10 protein-coding genes are annotated in these 16,791 nt (G+C 40.8%); 6 read left to right on the top strand and 4 right to left on the bottom strand.

Going from position 1 to position 16,791, the window contains the following annotated elements; translation table 11 throughout:
* Positions 1-30 precede the first annotated feature (30 nt).
* From K6V26_RS16330 to K6V26_RS16350, 5 genes are all read left to right on the top strand, one after another.
* On the top strand, positions 31-612 hold the full coding sequence (locus tag K6V26_RS16330) for an RNA polymerase sigma factor (protein WP_224263315.1): 582 nt from the start codon (positions 31-33) through the stop codon (positions 610-612).
* 53 nt (positions 613-665) lie between these two features.
* Positions 666-1,634, top strand: a complete 969-nt coding sequence (locus tag K6V26_RS16335; protein WP_122327151.1) for a FecR family protein — start codon at positions 666-668, stop codon at positions 1,632-1,634.
* A gap of 284 nt (positions 1,635-1,918) precedes the next feature.
* A complete protein-coding gene (locus tag K6V26_RS16340; protein WP_224263316.1) occupies positions 1,919-5,224 on the top strand; it encodes a SusC/RagA family TonB-linked outer membrane protein in 3,306 nt (1,101 codons plus the stop codon).
* Positions 5,225-5,235: 11 nt separating this feature from the next.
* Positions 5,236-7,173 (top strand): RagB/SusD family nutrient uptake outer membrane protein, encoded by a 1,938-nt coding sequence (locus K6V26_RS16345; RefSeq protein WP_224263317.1) that lies wholly within the window; start codon positions 5,236-5,238, stop codon positions 7,171-7,173.
* A gap of 93 nt (positions 7,174-7,266) precedes the next feature.
* On the top strand, positions 7,267-10,329 hold the full coding sequence (locus K6V26_RS16350) for a glycosyl hydrolase (protein ID WP_224263318.1): 3,063 nt from the start codon (positions 7,267-7,269) through the stop codon (positions 10,327-10,329).
* A gap of 78 nt (positions 10,330-10,407) precedes the next feature.
* Here K6V26_RS16350 and K6V26_RS16355 read toward each other — a convergent pair whose 3' ends face one another.
* A complete protein-coding gene (locus K6V26_RS16355; RefSeq protein WP_224263319.1) occupies positions 10,408-12,867 on the bottom strand; it encodes an alpha-L-rhamnosidase C-terminal domain-containing protein in 2,460 nt (819 codons plus the stop codon).
* Positions 12,868-12,995: 128 nt separating this feature from the next.
* Between K6V26_RS16355 and K6V26_RS16360 the strand changes: the two genes are divergently transcribed.
* Complete coding sequence (locus tag K6V26_RS16360; RefSeq protein WP_224263320.1) at positions 12,996-13,937, top strand: AraC family transcriptional regulator; 942 nt, start codon at positions 12,996-12,998, stop codon at positions 13,935-13,937.
* 27 nt (positions 13,938-13,964) lie between these two features.
* Here the strand turns inward: K6V26_RS16360 and K6V26_RS16365 are convergent, their stop codons facing one another.
* The 3 genes from K6V26_RS16365 to K6V26_RS16375 are packed head-to-tail and all read right to left on the bottom strand — an operon-like array spanning position 13,965 to position 16,787.
* Positions 13,965-15,035, bottom strand: coding sequence for a uroporphyrinogen decarboxylase family protein (locus tag K6V26_RS16365; RefSeq protein ID WP_224263321.1), 1,071 nt, complete (start codon positions 15,033-15,035; stop codon positions 13,965-13,967).
* A gap of 28 nt (positions 15,036-15,063) precedes the next feature.
* Positions 15,064-15,774 (bottom strand): vitamin B12 dependent-methionine synthase activation domain-containing protein, encoded by a 711-nt coding sequence (locus tag K6V26_RS16370; protein WP_224263322.1) that lies wholly within the window; start codon positions 15,772-15,774, stop codon positions 15,064-15,066.
* 11 nt (positions 15,775-15,785) lie between these two features.
* Positions 15,786-16,787 carry a uroporphyrinogen decarboxylase family protein gene (locus K6V26_RS16375; RefSeq protein ID WP_224263323.1) on the bottom strand — a complete coding sequence of 334 codons (1,002 nt, stop codon included), beginning with the start codon at positions 16,785-16,787 and terminating at the stop codon, positions 15,786-15,788.
* Positions 16,788-16,791: the final 4 nt, after the last annotated feature.

Consider the following 16,791-nt stretch of genomic DNA (forward strand, 5'->3'; position numbering starts at 1 on the left):
CAGATATCAGGATTAATCTAATTGAGTATTTTGGAAAAACAAATGCAAGATAATGAGCCACAGCTTATCCTGTCATTGAAAAACGGCTCTTACAAAGCTTTTGAGAGGATATATCAGATGTACGCAAAACGTTTATTTGCGTATAGCCTGCAATTCACAAAATCTCAGGAAGAATCAGAAGAAATTGTACAGGATGTATTTATGAGACTCTGGACAAACCGGGCGAAAATACGGCAGGAAGATACACTACGTTCTCTTCTTTTCATTATGACAAAACATTATCTCATCAATGCATTCCGTACTAAAATCAATCAACCGGAATATGAAGAGTATATTCAGTACGTAAATGAACACTCGGTAGATGATGTCTCATACCAGCTAGAATATCAGGAATTTGTAACAAAATTCCGTGCCATATTGAAAACATTGCCTGAAACACAACAAAGAGTAATTACCTTGTCTAAAATAGAACAGTTCTCAAATAAAGAAATAGCAGACAAACTATCTCTGAGTGAACAAACGGTAAAAAACCAGCTTTCCCTCGGACTTAAAACCCTTAAAGAGAAATTGGGAAGCGTTGGAATATACCTTATGTTATTATTTATTAATTAAATTGGTTTAACTAGTACAAATCAGATAATTGTTTGTCTTAACATACAGATAGAATGAATAACTTGATAAAGAAATATAGAATAAATAAATTGAGTCCTGAAGATCTGTCGGAACTTAAAAAAAGTACCAATGCGATGGATAATCAGGACCTGGAGAGACTGATCCTTGACGACTGGCTACATGAGGAGATCGATACTTCTTCTGTGGATGACAAACTGTTGCAGAAAATAAAAGGTAAAATCGATCGGGAAGTTACCCCCCAAAGTAATCGTTTTTCCCTGATTCTTCGATGGACACAATTGGCAGCAGCTGTCTTATTACCAGTCTTTGTAATACTAAGTTTCTACTTGTATCATGAAAATACGACTTTATTATCTAATGAGATTGTAGTGGAAACGGGACAGGGTGAACGTGCCAGTGTTACACTGCCGGACGGAAGTATAGCTTCCCTCAATTCAGAATCCAGACTCGTCTATCTTCCTAAAGATTACAATAAAAAAGAACGAAATATTCACTTTGGAGGAGAAGGTTATTTTCAAGTCAAGCATAATATGGATATACCTTTCTTTATTAATGCACAAGGACTTCAGGTAAAAGTGCTGGGTACTAAATTCAACCTGTTGGTAAGAAAAACAGACCGGACAGCCGAATTGGCTTTGGAAGAAGGGCGTGTTTCATTGCTGTCTACCCATACAAACAAACAGGTCATTTTAAATAAGAACCAAAAGGCGATTCTGGATTATGCCACCGGAAATATAACAGTCGTATATGACGAACATATAAAGGACATATCAGCCTGGAGGCGTGGCGACATGGTATTCCGCAACACACCCCTGTCGCAGGTTATTCGTACTATTGAAGTAAATTATAATGTACGTATAAAAATAGAAAGCGAAGACTATCTCAACGATCCCTTCACCAGCACTCTGCCTGTCACCAATCTGAATGAAGTACTTGAAGTGCTTGAACGCTCATATCACTTAAGAGCTGTTATCAACGGTAAAGAAATCTATCTGAAATAAAATCTGAAATCATTTAAGTCAATATCGAACCGCTTTCTAAAAGGAAGCGGTTTTTTTAATACCCGGACATTCATTATATGTTCTTTAGCATATATTTTCTTCGGTACTAAATGAAACAGACCTTGTCATTACTATTGATAACGATTCTTTAGGAACCATTAAGTTTAATTCTAAAAACTATTAAAATGAACAAACATTTAAGATTAAGGATGTTAACCTTGTTTTCGTTACTATTCTTTTTTTCTGTTTCTCTCTTTGCACAAGAAAAGCTAGTAACGATACATTTGGAAAATGTTTCTCTAAGAGAAATATTCTCTGCTATTGAAAAGCAAACTACTTATCGCTTTTCTTATCGAAACGTGGTGATAGATGCAACAAAAGACATCACCATTTCCCAAACAAAAGTTCCTGTATCTTCCGTACTCAACGAAGCATTAGCAGGAAAAAACCTGGAGTACAATATTGTTTCTTCCAAATCCATTGTTATTTCCGACAGACCTAAGAAAACAGCCTCCGACCAGAAAGAAATTTCCGGTATTATTAAAGATAGCAACGAAGAACCGGTTACCGGCGCTACGATCATAGAAAAAGGAACGAGCAATGGAGCCATATCCGATATGGATGGGCACTTCTCTCTCAACATTGCAGAGAACGGAATACTACAGATTTCCTATGTTGGTTATGTAGAGCAAACAATCCCTACTAACAACCAAACCATCTTTAACATCATCCTGAAAGAAGATTCCCGATTGCTGGACGAAGTCGTTGTAGTCGGATATGGTAGCATGAAAAAGAAAGATTTAACCGGAGCTATCACCCACGTGGATGCACAAAAACTAGTCAATGAAAGGCCTACTACAGTACAGGATATTCTCCGAGGCACCGCCCCAGGCTTAATCGTAGAGCCTTCATCCAGTGACGCTAAAGAAGGTCCCGGCTTTCTTATCCGAGGGAAACGTTCTCTAAAAGGAGGAACTTCACCGCTAATTGTCTTAAACGGAGTGCCATTCAACGGAGACCTTTCAGAAATCAATCCTATGGATATTGAATCAGTCGATGTCTTAAAGGATGCTTCATCAGCCGCTATTTACGGAGCGAAATCGGCCAACGGGGTTGTTATCATAACAACCAAGAAAGGTAGAGGAGAAAAACCTACTGTACAGTTTGACGGAAGTGTTGGATTTGCGACAATGGGAGTTAGCCGTAAATATTACGAACCCGATGAATATCTGCAATATCGGTCGGATTATACAACCAGCAGTAACGGATTCGAGAATAAAGGATACTACAGCAAACCGACAGCAGAAAATCTGAAGAAATATAACTTAACCGAAGAACAATGGCGTAACCATGATGCTATTGGTCAGGGTTCTACAAATATGGAAGATGTATGGTTGCAACGTATTGGCTTAGGGGATGTTGAACGTCGTAATTATTTTGCCAATACTCCATATGACTGGTATGACGCAACCTGGCAGACAGGATTACGACAAAACTACAATGTCAGTCTTTCCGGACAAACATCTCGCGTAAACTATTACTGGTCATTAGGCTACCAGGATAACGAAGGCAATCAGGTAGGAGACCGGTTCAAAAACTATAGAACAAACTTACGTATAGATGCTAAAGCGACCAACTTTCTGGAAGTAGGAGCAAATCTGATTTTACAGAGTCGCGATGAGGGATACCCAAAAGTAGACTGGGAAGAAATGTGTAAAAACTCTCCTTATTCTACCCCTTATTATGAAGATGGCTCCCTGAATCCCTGGCCTATGGGAGAAGGCCACCAGGCACCTGGCACAAATAGTTTCTATAACTTATCCATGTCATCCAAAAGTGCAGGAACACAGACTGTCAATAGTAATTTCTTTGCAAAACTTACTTTGCCGTTCAATATCACTTATCAATTTACTTTTGCCCCCCGCTATAGCTGGGCACAAGACAGAAACTGGAGTAGTTCTGAAAGTGTTTTCGATACTACACACGGCTCTGCTACCAGAGCTAGTTCACGTTCTATTGTTTGGACATTAGATAACATAATAAAATGGAACTATACATTTGCTCAAAAGCATTTAGTCGATGTAACATTGTTACAAAGTGCAGAGCAAAGTCAGTACTGGAGCGAATCTATGACCGGAAAACAATTCTCTCCCACCGATATATTGGAATGGCATAATATGCAAAGCGCAAATGAAAAGACATTCAGTTCAAACGATGAAAAATACACAGGAGATGCCCTGATGGCACGTTTGTTCTACTCTTATGATAATCGTTATATGCTTACCGCTTCCGTACGCCGGGATGGATTTTCAGCCTTCGGACGTTCCAATCCACGTGCAACTTTCCCTTCATTAGCTCTGGCCTGGAATTTTTCTAATGAAAGCTTTTTTAATTGGGATCCTATGAGCAATGGTAAACTTCGTATTTCCTGGGGTAAAAACGGTAACCGCGATATTGGTATTTATCAGGCATTATCCCAGCTGACAACCGGTAGCGGTATCAGTAAATACTCATATGCCACTTCTGCCGGAACATTATATGAACTTTCAACTCTACAAATTGAGCGTATGGCCAATAATGATTTAAAATGGGAAAGTACAGCATCATGGAACGTCGGACTCGATTTCGGGTTCCTCAATAACCGTATCAACGGAAGTCTGGAATGGTATTATATGCCGACGACAGACTTATTGATGGACCATACACTCCCCAATATCAGCGGTTATAGTTCTGTCGTAACAAATTTAGGAAAGGTCGTAAACAGTGGTTTTGAAATATCATTACATTCAGTGAATATTGATAATGAAAATTTCAGTTGGAACACTGCTTTTAATTTATCTCACAATAAAAACCGCATTAAACATTTATATTATACTTATGAAGACGTCTTAGATCAAAATGGAAATATAGTCGGTTCAAAAGAAGTTGATGATATAAACAAAAGCTGGTTTATCGACAAACCCATGGGGACTATCTGGGATATTGAAATGATAGGAATCTGGCAGGAAAATGAAGCGGAAGAAGCCGCCAAATATGGACAAAAACCAGGCGATGCCAAGGCACGGGATGTAAATAATGACTACCGGATATCTCAGGATGATAATGTATTTTTAGGACAAACAGATCCGAAAGTCAGATTATCTCTCAGAAATGATTTCGTCTTGTTTAAAGACTTCGACATATCTTTCAACCTGTACTCTTATCTGGGACACAAAGCTGCAACAACGGATTATTTAAACTATTTTGATTTTAAAGGAGATTATTTGAATGCTCCGGTACGGAATTATTGGACCCCTGAAAATCAGTCCAACTCTTACGCACGTCTGAAATCTACACTTCCTTCAAATGTCTCCCCTAAAAAAATAATCAGCAGAGACTTTATCCGTCTGGAAAATATATCTGTCGGATATAGAGTTCCGAAAAAAATAACAACTTTATTACGCACCCAGGATATCAGGGTATATGCAACGATCCGTAACGTAGCGATATGGGCATTCTCAAAAGAATGGTCAAAAGCCAATTATTGGGATGTTGAAACAACAGGCTCTATGCCCCGGACATATACATTAGGTGCAAGTATAACATTTTAATCCATTTTATTATGAAAAATAATCTATTCAAATCAGTTTCTCTTACGCTCGTTTTATCGACATTAGCTTCTTGTTCCGAAAGTTGGCTGGATCCGGAACCTCTGTCTTTTTATGAGCCTAATATTACATTTTCAACAGTCGAAGGTCTTGAAGGTGCATTAACCCGTTGCAGAAGTGATATGCTTTATTATTTTCTGGGTTCCAATGGAACTGCCGTATCAACCGAATTAATTTTCTCTGATGTAGCAGTATCTGCAATCTCAGATTTAAGTGGTTCACAAAATTTTACTTCAGATATTACTTCAACATCTAACAATCTTTTTATTGGAACCAACCTGTCCAATGCATTTTGGACTAGTGGAGTATCCGGAAGCAGTTTTGCCAATGCAGTCATATCACGTCTTCCCGAACTGGATTTGGACGAGACTACTAAAAACCAGATGCTTTCCAGAGCTTATTTTCACCATGCATGGCGTTACTATCATCTTACTTTCCAGTTTGGAGACATTCCTCTGGTAACGAAAGAAATAACCACTCCCAAACTGGATTTCCGTTCAGTAAAGATGGAAGTGATTATTGAGAAAATGATCAAAGATTTGGAATTTGCGGTAGAAAACATCCCGGAAAGGGACGATTGGGGAAAAGAGAACAAAGGAACCTGTCTGATGTTGCTCACTAAGTATTACCTGGCCGCAGGCGAATTTGAAAAAGCCCTTAATGCCGCAAACACACTGATAAATAACTGTGGTTATGAATTGATGGAAGAACCTTTTGGTACATTTGAAAATCCTTATCCGGACGTTCGTCCGATGACACGGAATGTCTTATGGGATTTGCACAGACCTGTCAATAAATCTATTTCGGCCAATAAAGAAAGTATTATGACCATCATCAGCCGTTATGAGAATCAGGACAGTAGGGTTCCTACAATGTTTTTATACAACTTCACCCCATTCTGGAGTATGACAGATGTTAACAGGGGTATTTTAACTCCAAGTAAGCAAAATATCGGAATAGGCCGACAAGCCGGCACAGCCGAGTTTATGGCACAATATCCTGATTATATAGACCAAAGAGCAGTATGCGGACGAGGTGAATGTTTCATAAGACCAACTTACTTTGCTGAAAAAAGTATGTGGACAGACGAGAATGACCTTCGACATGACAGGAAAACAGGAAACTGGATGGCTATGGAGGATTTGAAGTATAACAACGTAAATCTGTTGGGTACTGATGATGAAAAATATTATTTGAAACCTCTTCAGAAATATGCAGATGACGGAACATTATTGTGTAAAGACACTATACGCTGCTGGTACGGTTATCCTTATTACAAATTATGGGTAGATGATGTTGACCGGGATGTTGCCAATGGATATAAAGGTGTCGATTATCAGGGAGGCCCCGGCGATATGTACCTATACAGGTTAGCCGAAGCATACTTATTGAGAGCCGAAGCATACTATTGGCTGAACGATTATGCAAAAGCAGCAGAAGATGTGAACAGGATCAGAAAACGTGCTCATTGTACTACATTCTTTAGTGCAGCCGATATGAACGGCCTGGATGGTCTGGATGTCATCATGGACGAAAGAGCCCGCGAATTGATGTATGAAGAATTCCGCCATGTGGAACTGGTACGTGTTTCATATATTAAGGCAAATAAAGAAGGAACATACCTGTCTCCCAAAAGCCTGGCTGACGAAAGCAGTAACAGTTACTGGTGGCACCGTATCGTAAAATATAATAATTACTATAACAAAGGCGTTACCACATTGCACGGCGATGAATACAAAATTGCAAAACACAATATATTCTGGCCTATTACGCAAGGAAATATTGATCCTAATTTATATGGTCGCATAAACCAGAATTACGGATACGCCGGTTATGAGAAAAATGAACCGCCTATCAGTTCTCTTGAAGAATTAGAAGCATCCGGTCAGTAAAACTCATCGTATGAAATATAGTGCTCACTACAACTCAGTGGGCACTATTTGATAATAATCAATCTTACTCCCGAATCAAAAGGAAATACATCCATGAATATATTAAAGAAAAACACGTTCCTGGTTACAACATGCAGCTTATTGATTTCTTCGATGGCAGTAGCTCAGGACAAAGGAGAAAAAGACATTCAGCCTGAATGGTTAAAAAAATACAGTGACAAGGAAATTTATAACATGTTTGAAAATCCGCCCATGTTCTATGCCCCCCATACCTTTTGGTTTTGGGACGATGTGATCAGAGACGAACAAACGGCAGCCTCAATGGCCAAAGAGATGGCTAAACAAAAATTAAATCCCGGATATGCACATCCCCGCTCCGGATTTGATAACGCGGTAACAGCGCTTCCTGTCGAACAATACCTTGCCGAACCCTGGTTCAATAGCTTTAGTAACGCACTGCAAAACGCAAAGGATAACGGATTAACACTCGGATACTGTGATGATTATAACTGGCCAAGCGGCCAAGTAGCAGGTAAGGTTCTGCAAAAACACCCGGAACTGGAAGCAACTTATCTTGCTCCAAAACGTTACTATGTAAAAGGGAAAACAGAGGTAAAATACGACTCGATAAACTTCGCTGTTGCCGGAAAAATGGTTAACGACCAACTCGACGCCTCATCATTACGTGTTATAGGTGAAGGGAATAATATCAAATGGATCACTCCTTCCGGTGATTGGATTATTTATACATATACAATAAAGAAACATCCAGGTGTTGATGGCGGTAAAGTAAATTATTTGGACCCTAAATTAATGGAAGTATTCATACCAATGGTCCATGAACAATACGACAAACATTTCAAAAAAGATATGGGTCGTAGTATACCGGGAGTATTTGTCGATAATGAAGGCGATTACGGATGGAAAATGGCCTGGTCCGAACATTTGGCAATCCAGTATCGGAAGAAAAAGAAACGTGATATAAGAACATGGTTGCCTTTATTAACCGAAAAAGACAAAGACGGCTTGTTTGTAGTGGCCCGATGTGACTGGTTCGACGTCGTATCGGATGTATATAATGAATGTTATTTCGAACCATTGGTTAAATGGCTGAAAGAACGTAATATGTATTATATTTCCAATTTGTGGGAAGAGTCATTACAACTCCAGACAATCGCTGTCGGTGATTTAATGAAAACAACACGCTGTGTAACAATGCCCGGTAACGACTGTCTGGAAATGAAATCTCAGGATGTACATGATTTCAAAGAAATACAATCCGTTGCAGAATTTGAAGACCGTCCTTTTATGAGCGAAATCATGGGAGTGGCCGGATGGATACAATCTCCGGAAATGATGAAAATGACAATAAATTCCGTTACTTCATTCGGGGTTAATCATGTTGTTCCTCATGGTATTTACATGAACAGGCAATTGGAAACAGTACCTTTTCCCAGTGACTGGTTCACTGAAAATCCCTATTGGAACTATTTACACCAATGGACTGATTTTGCCAAACGTGCCGCCTTCATTACCCGGCAAAGCAGTCTGGTGGCAGATGTTTTGCTAGTCCACCCTGTTGAAACCGCCTGGTCTTTTTCAGAAAAATATTTTTCGGAAGAAAAAGGTATACAGAATGCACCGTGGGATCCTCGTGTAGTTGAAACGGATCAGGTCTATTCGGATGCCATGAGAAAGATGAATCAGGAAAATATTGACTTCTTGATAGCCGACAAACATTACTTATCGAAAAGTACAATACAAAAATCCGGTAAAAGTACAACAATAACGATCAATAATCATGATTTTAAAGCAATCGTACTTCCGGTGACTTATATTATTCCTCAGTCATCATTCAAAAAAATCGTTGAATTCGCCAAACAGGGAGGGGTAGTTGTTTTATTGGGTGAATTACCTCAGGGTTCTCCCGAAAAAGGATTAAACGATAAAACAATTATAGCCTTGGCAAAAACATTAAAACAGTTTCCGAGCGTTATCAATTTAGCATCCGATAAAGACAAAATGGAAGCTATGATCACGGTCTTAAACGAAAAGATGGCACCTCAGATACGTCTTGAAAACTCCGGTAGATTATATACGGCTCAAAGAAAGGCCGGTAATACCAATTTATACTGGTTTGCAAACAATACCGATACATTAAAACATTTCACCGCATGGCTCAGAGATGGAAAAGGCGTTGCTGAAATATGGGATTGTGAGACAGGTCAGAAAAAGATTATTCCATCGACAACAGAGAACGGATATCAAAAAGTATCCCTGACATTGAATCCGTTTGAAGCTTATTGGCTGGCTCTTAATCCGGATAAAACAAATTCAACAGAAGTGAAACCGGATATCACCACCAAAGAAAGAATAATCGATACCACATGGGAAATTAGCTATCCAAATGAAAACACTATTTATAAAACAACGGCAAAAGTATTATATTCAGATAGCCGGTTGAAAGAAAATGAGTTTTTGCGATTAGGATATGATGACTCGAACTGGAAATATTATTCCCGCCAAGACGAAAATAATATTAAAAGCATCTATGGCTATTGGAGAATGAATATTCCGGTAGGTGCAAAATCAGTTGTAGTTCCATCCTATATGTTGGGTAAAGAAATCTGGCTGAATGATAAAAAGATAAAGGTAACGGATTCTTTAATCAGCCTGGCTCCGGAATCAAAATTACTATCGTTTGTAATAAACCGGAAGGAAGAAAAAATAACTGTTGCTCCTTTTAAATTTACAGTTGGTACGAAAGAGAATCAAAAACTGGCTTCCTGGTACACTTATGGACTTCAGCAATATTCCGGATTTTTAGAATATGAAACTTCAATTACGATAGACGATACGTCTTCAAATGTTTTTATTGATTTAGGCGAAGTAAAATATATGGCTGAAGTTTTTGTCAATGATCAACCTGCAGGCGCCCGTTTATGGCCTCCTTTCAAATTTAACATTTCCAACACATTAAAACAGGGAGAGAATAAAATCAGGATAAAAATAGGAAACCTGATAGCCAATAAAATGTGGATGAAAGAGGATATGGGTAAACTCCGTACCTGGGGATGGAGAGGAATACCGGATCTAAACCAATACAATGCGGGACTATTCGGACCTGTCAAATTGATTTATACAAAAAGTTATTAATTAAAGTATAGGAAAAGATATAAAAACAAAAGAACTACGGTATCACAACAACACCTTAGTTCTTTTGTTTTATTTAAATTAATCCAGGAATAACGCCGAACAAGCAGCATTTGCCCCCCGCACCTGACAAATACGGACACGTACCGGTTGATTGACTTCAAATGTCACATAACGTCCCATTCCGTAATTGCGGACCATATGGACCGGAGATAAAATTCGTTTATTCTGCAAATCAAACAGTTCGATCGCGCTCCGCCGTCCGTTATAATCCCAATCTACAAAGTAAAGAGATATTTTATACGGCTTATCGTGCCGGTAATCCACATCTATTGTTATCGTCTGACGACAAACCTGCGGATCAAAGGTCGTTATAGCTCCTAAACTACGGCTCTCATCATTTTCAATATTGGAGACCAATGCCCGTTTGTCAGAAGCCGTATTCATATAACTAGAATTTTCTTCTCGCTGACAAATGATACTTTGACATTGCTTCGGCAGCTTAGTCCGGTGTGCACCTTCCCCGTCATAATTGAACAAAATATATCCTTTCGAACCATATACTCCTTTCCAGTCACCCTGAGTCAAAGTATCTTCCTTTACCGTCGAAGACGGATAACAGTATTTGAGATCTTCTTCAACCACCGGGCTTTCAGCAGGACGGTCATAAGAAAAGCTGAATGTATGCGATCCTTCATTCAAAACAGACAAATAAACGTGAGTGGCATTCTTCTTTTCCGGCTGTACTGTTTGTCCGTCCATTTTGATTTCTATATTTGCAGCTCCCATAAGAGGTATAGCCAAGCGCCCTGTTGTTCCGGCAGGAACAGACAAAGAACCTTTTCCTTCCTTTACATCCATATAAACCTGTATTTTCCCATGAGGAGTAGGAACAGTCCCGTCAATACGGGTCAATCCGGTAGTCAGATGGGGACAAACGGTAAAAGTTTTAAATCCCGGAACTTCCGGTTTTACACCTAAAACCTCTTCACTCAACCATTTCGCTACACCGGCACTCCAGGGATGAGTAAAACTGGTATATCCGCACTGGTTATTGACCGGAGCATCATTATCCGCCAGTTTACAGAGATTCCACGAAGGACGGAATACTTCAAAAAATGTTGTCGCTCCATAACGTAACTGTCCTCCCCAGCAATCATCGATCGTATTCATCGCTTCTCCATAACGTCCCAAACGAGCCAGCGCGTTGATTACAAAATACTGGTTGAAAGGAGAATAGGAAACACGCTGCAAGCGATCGCCAAAAACATTATTCCATAAAGAAGCGACCTCCTCAGGAGAAACGACACCTGCATTCACTGCATCAGAAGCGGCAAATATATCCAATCCTTCCTGCCAGTCCGGACTACACAGCAATTGCTGTTGCTTTTCATCGGCATACGTTTCATATTTCCGGGACAGATCCTGCCGGCCACAATCATTCATCGCCTTTGCAAACCTCTTCCAGGTCTGAATAGATAACATTTTATATGCCGTATGTGTCTCTTTACAGTTCGGATTCTCAAAACCAGCCCCTAACCGTTCGTCCCATCCGTAAAAAGAGACCGAAGGACTTTGTTCATAATGCTGATAAGCGATATCCAGTTTATTGCAGGCATTATTACATAAAGAATCCAAAAGAGACTGATCTCCGGTATACTGATAATAATCCAGTAAGCTCTGTACCCAATAAAGAGAATAACTCAGGATACCATTAAACTGTTCCGCCGTATAAAGAATGTTCTTACGGACAAAATCATAATTACCAAAAGCGACAAGAGCGGCAGCCTGTGAAGTATGTGCATCACCGGTCCACGAATGACGGTCACTCCGTTCCATCAGAATGGCACCGAAATAATCTTTCAGCAAATTGAGCCGGACAGTATAGGCGGCAGTGTACCAGATACGGTTCAACTGTTCGTCGTTACTGTTGAAACTACCTTCATAATTAGTCGGCTTCGTCTGGCAGACCAACCGGACATTCCGTATCCTGAATTTCTTAGACACATCTTTCAAATGTATCCAGGCAAAACGTACACCTTCATACAATTGTTTATTCAACTCTAAACGATACGTTTTACCATATTGCTCAGGCACAGCCGTCTTTACCGGATGCTCGGAACCCAGATTGAAAACAGCCGGTTCATTGAACTCGCTGATACTGCATTCGACAGTAGCCGGCATATCATCACATTCAAATTCCAGCCAACCGGCATTGACCTGACCGAAATCAAACATGATATTACATGCTCCGGTAATTGTTAAGTCCGAATGACCTTTTACCGTCATATTCATCGGTTCATCACATGTAACAGAAACCGGTTTCCGTGTGTACACTTCCAGATCATCGTCGGCATCCGGACTTTTCCACCGGTAATTGACCAATGGGTCCGGCGAGCAAGTGATCTTCTCTCCTGTCGGAACCCCCTTCAAAGGAGGATACGGCGACTTCTTCAAGTCTTTTCCTCCCGGACTAGCAGCCAGTACGAACAACGGTGTCAGTAATAATATTTTCGTAAACAGAATCAAGTTTTTAGACATAACTACAATTTTAACTTATAAATAACTATTTAACGCAATCCGAAGATAGTACAATCATAACCAATATGGATATCTTGCCATTGTAATATGATTTATATATATTTGTACAAAGTTCATTACATCTGAATATGAAAAACAAAAATCTTTTCAAATACCTCGTCAGTAGCGAAAGAGATTTACTCTGGGGATTGATCGTTGACAATGTAGGTCAGGCAGAAATCGGCAAAGACTATAAAATCTATCCGCCCAAAGTAGGACATCCCACAGATTATTACTTTACTCCCCAAAACGGACGTATACTCGATAATTACCAGCTCATTTATATTTCTAAAGGGAAAGGGACTTACTTCACTTCTCCCGATGAAAGTATTCCGATAACAGCCGGAGATATGCTGATAATACCTCCCTATACATGGCATAGCTACTATCCGGACAAAAAAACCGGATGGCAGGAATACTGGATAGGCATGCGTGGTCCTCATCTGGATGCAAGGTTCAAAAACGGCTTCTTCGGAACAGACCGGTTAGTTTATAAAGTCGGGTTGCGCGAAGATATCATCCAGTTATTCAACCAGGCTATAGACTTCGCTTTCTCCGAGCAAGCCACCTACCAGCAAACACTGGCCGGGATTGGCAACCTCATCCTGGGAATGGCTATCTATTATGACTGCAACCAACATTTCACAAATGATGTCGTTATCCAGCAAATCAACCAGGCCCGTATAATCATGAGAGAGAACTTCCTTACAGGAATATCCCCTAAAGATGTCGCTCAACAGATCAATATGGGATACTCCTGGTTCAGGAAACTATTCAAAGAATATACGAATGTCTCGCCGGCTCGTTTCATATTAGAATTAAAACTACAGAAAGCCAAAAGCCTCCTGCTCAACTCCTCCCTGAGTGTCAAAGAGATATCCTATATGGTCGGCTATGAAGATGCAACTTATTTTACCGCACTTTTTAAAAAATATACCGGATTCACTCCTTTAGCTTACAGGGAACAGCTTTCTTCAAACCAATTACAGCATATTTCCGATTCAGAAAATGACGGGAAGACAGCTCTTTAAACACCGTATCAGACCTTATAACAAAACTTATTCTTGCTTGTATGTTTTCACCGTATCTATCATTGCCAGAATATTTTCCACCGGTGTTCCTGCCTGTGCATTATGACATGAACAACAGATATAACCACCGTCTTTGCCTAACGTTTCAAGGCATTTCCGGGTTTCATCGACCACTTCACCAACTGTCCCCATCGGTAAGATACGTTGGTTCTCGACTCCCCCGTGAAAAATAAGATCTTTCCCGTATTGCTGTTTCAGATTAGCCCTGTCCATACCCGGACAAACATGCTGTATCGGATTCAGGATATCGATGCCGCACTCGATCAATCCCGGTACCAAAGGAAGGACTGCACCATCCGTATGATACAATACCTTCTTTCCATAACTATGGATAAGGTCGCACCAGTTCTTCAGCCTGTGCTTAAAATGCGTTTCCCACGAATCCAGGGAAATCAGCATACTATCCTGCATTCCCATATCATCACTGATAAATACAATATCGAGCTCATCGTTCAATTCGATCAGCATCCGTTCCAACATGACGGTTTGAATGGCGTCGATACGCTCTACCGTCGCATCCAGGAAGTCCGGATTTGCCAACGTATCCATCAGGGCATTTTCCAATCCGCGCATCTGGCAATAAATCTCAAAATGAGATATCCAGGGACCTATCGTTGCGAAATTCCAGGAACGTGCTTCTTTTGCCAATGCCTTCGCTCCTGCATAATCAAATTTATCCGGGTCAGGCCAGGAGTGATAACCAGCCAGCTGGGAGGGATCCATATAATCGGCAATCGGCGGATCGATATATTCCTGGTAAGTTGCCAGGCCAGCCTTTACCATCCGGGTAGGAACACCCCACATCGTTATCTCCCCGCTATCGTTCGGATCGAAGAAACGTCCTCCGTAACCGGGAAATATCCAGACGATTTTATCTATTCCCAACTTATTATAAACAGCCATTTCATCTTGCAATGAAGTATATTTCCGGAGTGAATCGAGTACTTCGGGTGTACACCAGAGGTCGACGGGCGGACGATCGACCGGCTGACGGTTTATTGTTGCCCAAATACGTTCTTTGGGAGTCATATTATCCATATCTGTTAACAGTTTATTTATTGCTTGTTCAATGTTGATTATTCTTATTTTTTACCTTCCGGTAAATACAGGTGAGATTGTTGCAGATATCACAGGAATAACTACTTTTCCGCACATTCCTGCCGATGCCGATAATACCGCTTACCGATTTGATCGGAACCATCAGGCAACTGGCTGAAAGTGAGATCTCACATGTATGAGCCGGTACTAATGAGAAAAGCTGCTTCTGATCGTCGACAGGCCAGTTACAATAACCGGGACTGTACCGATTGGTTATTTTCATTCCTTCCGACTGTACTTGCTTCTCCAGTTCAGACTGAATAAAATCCATAGACTTTTCAACAACGACACTTCCCATCGTATCCACGATATACCCTTTCAGATACTCACCTTCTTTATTGTACTTTCCGGAATAATCCGAAAATCCCTGTCCGGCCGTACAGATAAAAACGGCAATCTTTTCTGCTTCCTCCATCAGCCGGCAGATTTTACGGGATGTTTTTATAGTCTGTCCCGCTATCCGTATCTCTCCCGTTTCCGGGAACCGTTCTATGTCCTCAAAAACGGCATAGCCTCCCCGTATATCTGAAATTGCAGGAAGTTGCTCAAAAACCTCCGTTACCTCGCACACTACCGGATTATCCGGAGAACGGTCTTCTTCATGCAGCATTTCCAGCAGATCATCCGGAAGAATACCTGTTTCCCGGATTGTCGGACTATAATAACTAAATGCAGCCATCAAAACGTCATTTACATGCTACGATTAAAAGCTGATAAAGCATTATAATAGGCCCGGATATTTTCTTCCGGTACGCAAGGAGGCACATCACAGCCGGTCGACAGTACAAAATTCGGGTACTCTGCCGTCTGTTCCAATAATAAGGTTACCTCTTTTTCGATCTCTTCCGGTGACATCATACGGAGTACTCCTACCGGATCGATATTCCCCATGACCAACGTATCCCCCGGACATTGTTTCAAAACTTCCGTCATCGATATGGCATTACCGAAATGATAGGCTTTCGCTCCGGTGGATATCATGGCGTCTGTACACTGACCGGTATTACCGCAGTTATGCAGGATTACCATGAACGAATCGTCCTGTACCTTGTCGATGATATTTTTTACATATACGGAAGAGAACTGTAAACAATCTTCGTTCGATAACAATCCGGCGGCCGGTTCGGCAATTATAACCCCGGAGCATCCCGTCCGCTTCAGTTCCATACAATAATCTTCTATAAAACGGGTACATTTATCGAGCAGCAGAGCTATAGCTTCCGGTTCCAGATAACAAGCAATCATAATCTCCGACATGCCATATAATCTTCCGGCCAAAGAGAAAGGACCGATAGCCCCGGCAAACACAGGTTTATCTGTGATCATCCCGACCGCCATTTTATTAGCCAGTATATACTCAGGTATCCTGCCGGATGACAAAGAAGGTATCTGCAATCCTTCTATACTTTCCGAATCGACCAGGCTTCCCAGAATATGCGGCATATCGTTTTCAGGGAATGCGATGGAACTCCCAAACGCTTCCGCTTCTACTGTCAGGTCCATGATCACGGTAGCCGCCTTCGACGGATACTTCTTGCTCAGTTCATAGATTGCCTGTGCATGTTTCTCTCCGCTCTGAACAGCATCTTTCACGGTTGCCCCTATCATCTCGATGCCGGGATGGGTCATAATCGGCACGGTACAACGTTCGCGTACATTTATAATATCTCTGATCCAATTATCTACATTCATACCA

Source organism: Parabacteroides goldsteinii (assembly GCF_020091425.1).
GTDB classification, from domain to species: domain Bacteria; phylum Bacteroidota; class Bacteroidia; order Bacteroidales; family Tannerellaceae; genus Parabacteroides; species Parabacteroides goldsteinii.

What these genes read in the sequence shown, in the direction of transcription:
- K6V26_RS16370 (WP_224263322.1), bottom strand. Translation starts at nt 15,774, where the DNA reads ATGGCTGCATTTAGTTATTATAGTCCGACAATCCGGGAAACAGGTATT.
- K6V26_RS16360 (WP_224263320.1), top strand. Translation starts at nt 12,996, where the DNA reads ATGAAAAACAAAAATCTTTTCAAATACCTCGTCAGTAGCGAAAGAGAT.
- K6V26_RS16365 (WP_224263321.1), bottom strand. Translation starts at nt 15,035, where the DNA reads ATGGATAATATGACTCCCAAAGAACGTATTTGGGCAACAATAAACCGT.
- K6V26_RS16350 (WP_224263318.1), top strand. Translation starts at nt 7,267, where the DNA reads ATGAATATATTAAAGAAAAACACGTTCCTGGTTACAACATGCAGCTTA.
- K6V26_RS16345 (WP_224263317.1), top strand. Translation starts at nt 5,236, where the DNA reads ATGAAAAATAATCTATTCAAATCAGTTTCTCTTACGCTCGTTTTATCG.
- K6V26_RS16335 (WP_122327151.1), top strand. Translation starts at nt 666, where the DNA reads ATGAATAACTTGATAAAGAAATATAGAATAAATAAATTGAGTCCTGAA.
- K6V26_RS16355 (WP_224263319.1), bottom strand. Translation starts at nt 12,867, where the DNA reads ATGTCTAAAAACTTGATTCTGTTTACGAAAATATTATTACTGACACCG.
- K6V26_RS16375 (WP_224263323.1), bottom strand. Translation starts at nt 16,787, where the DNA reads ATGAATGTAGATAATTGGATCAGAGATATTATAAATGTACGCGAACGT.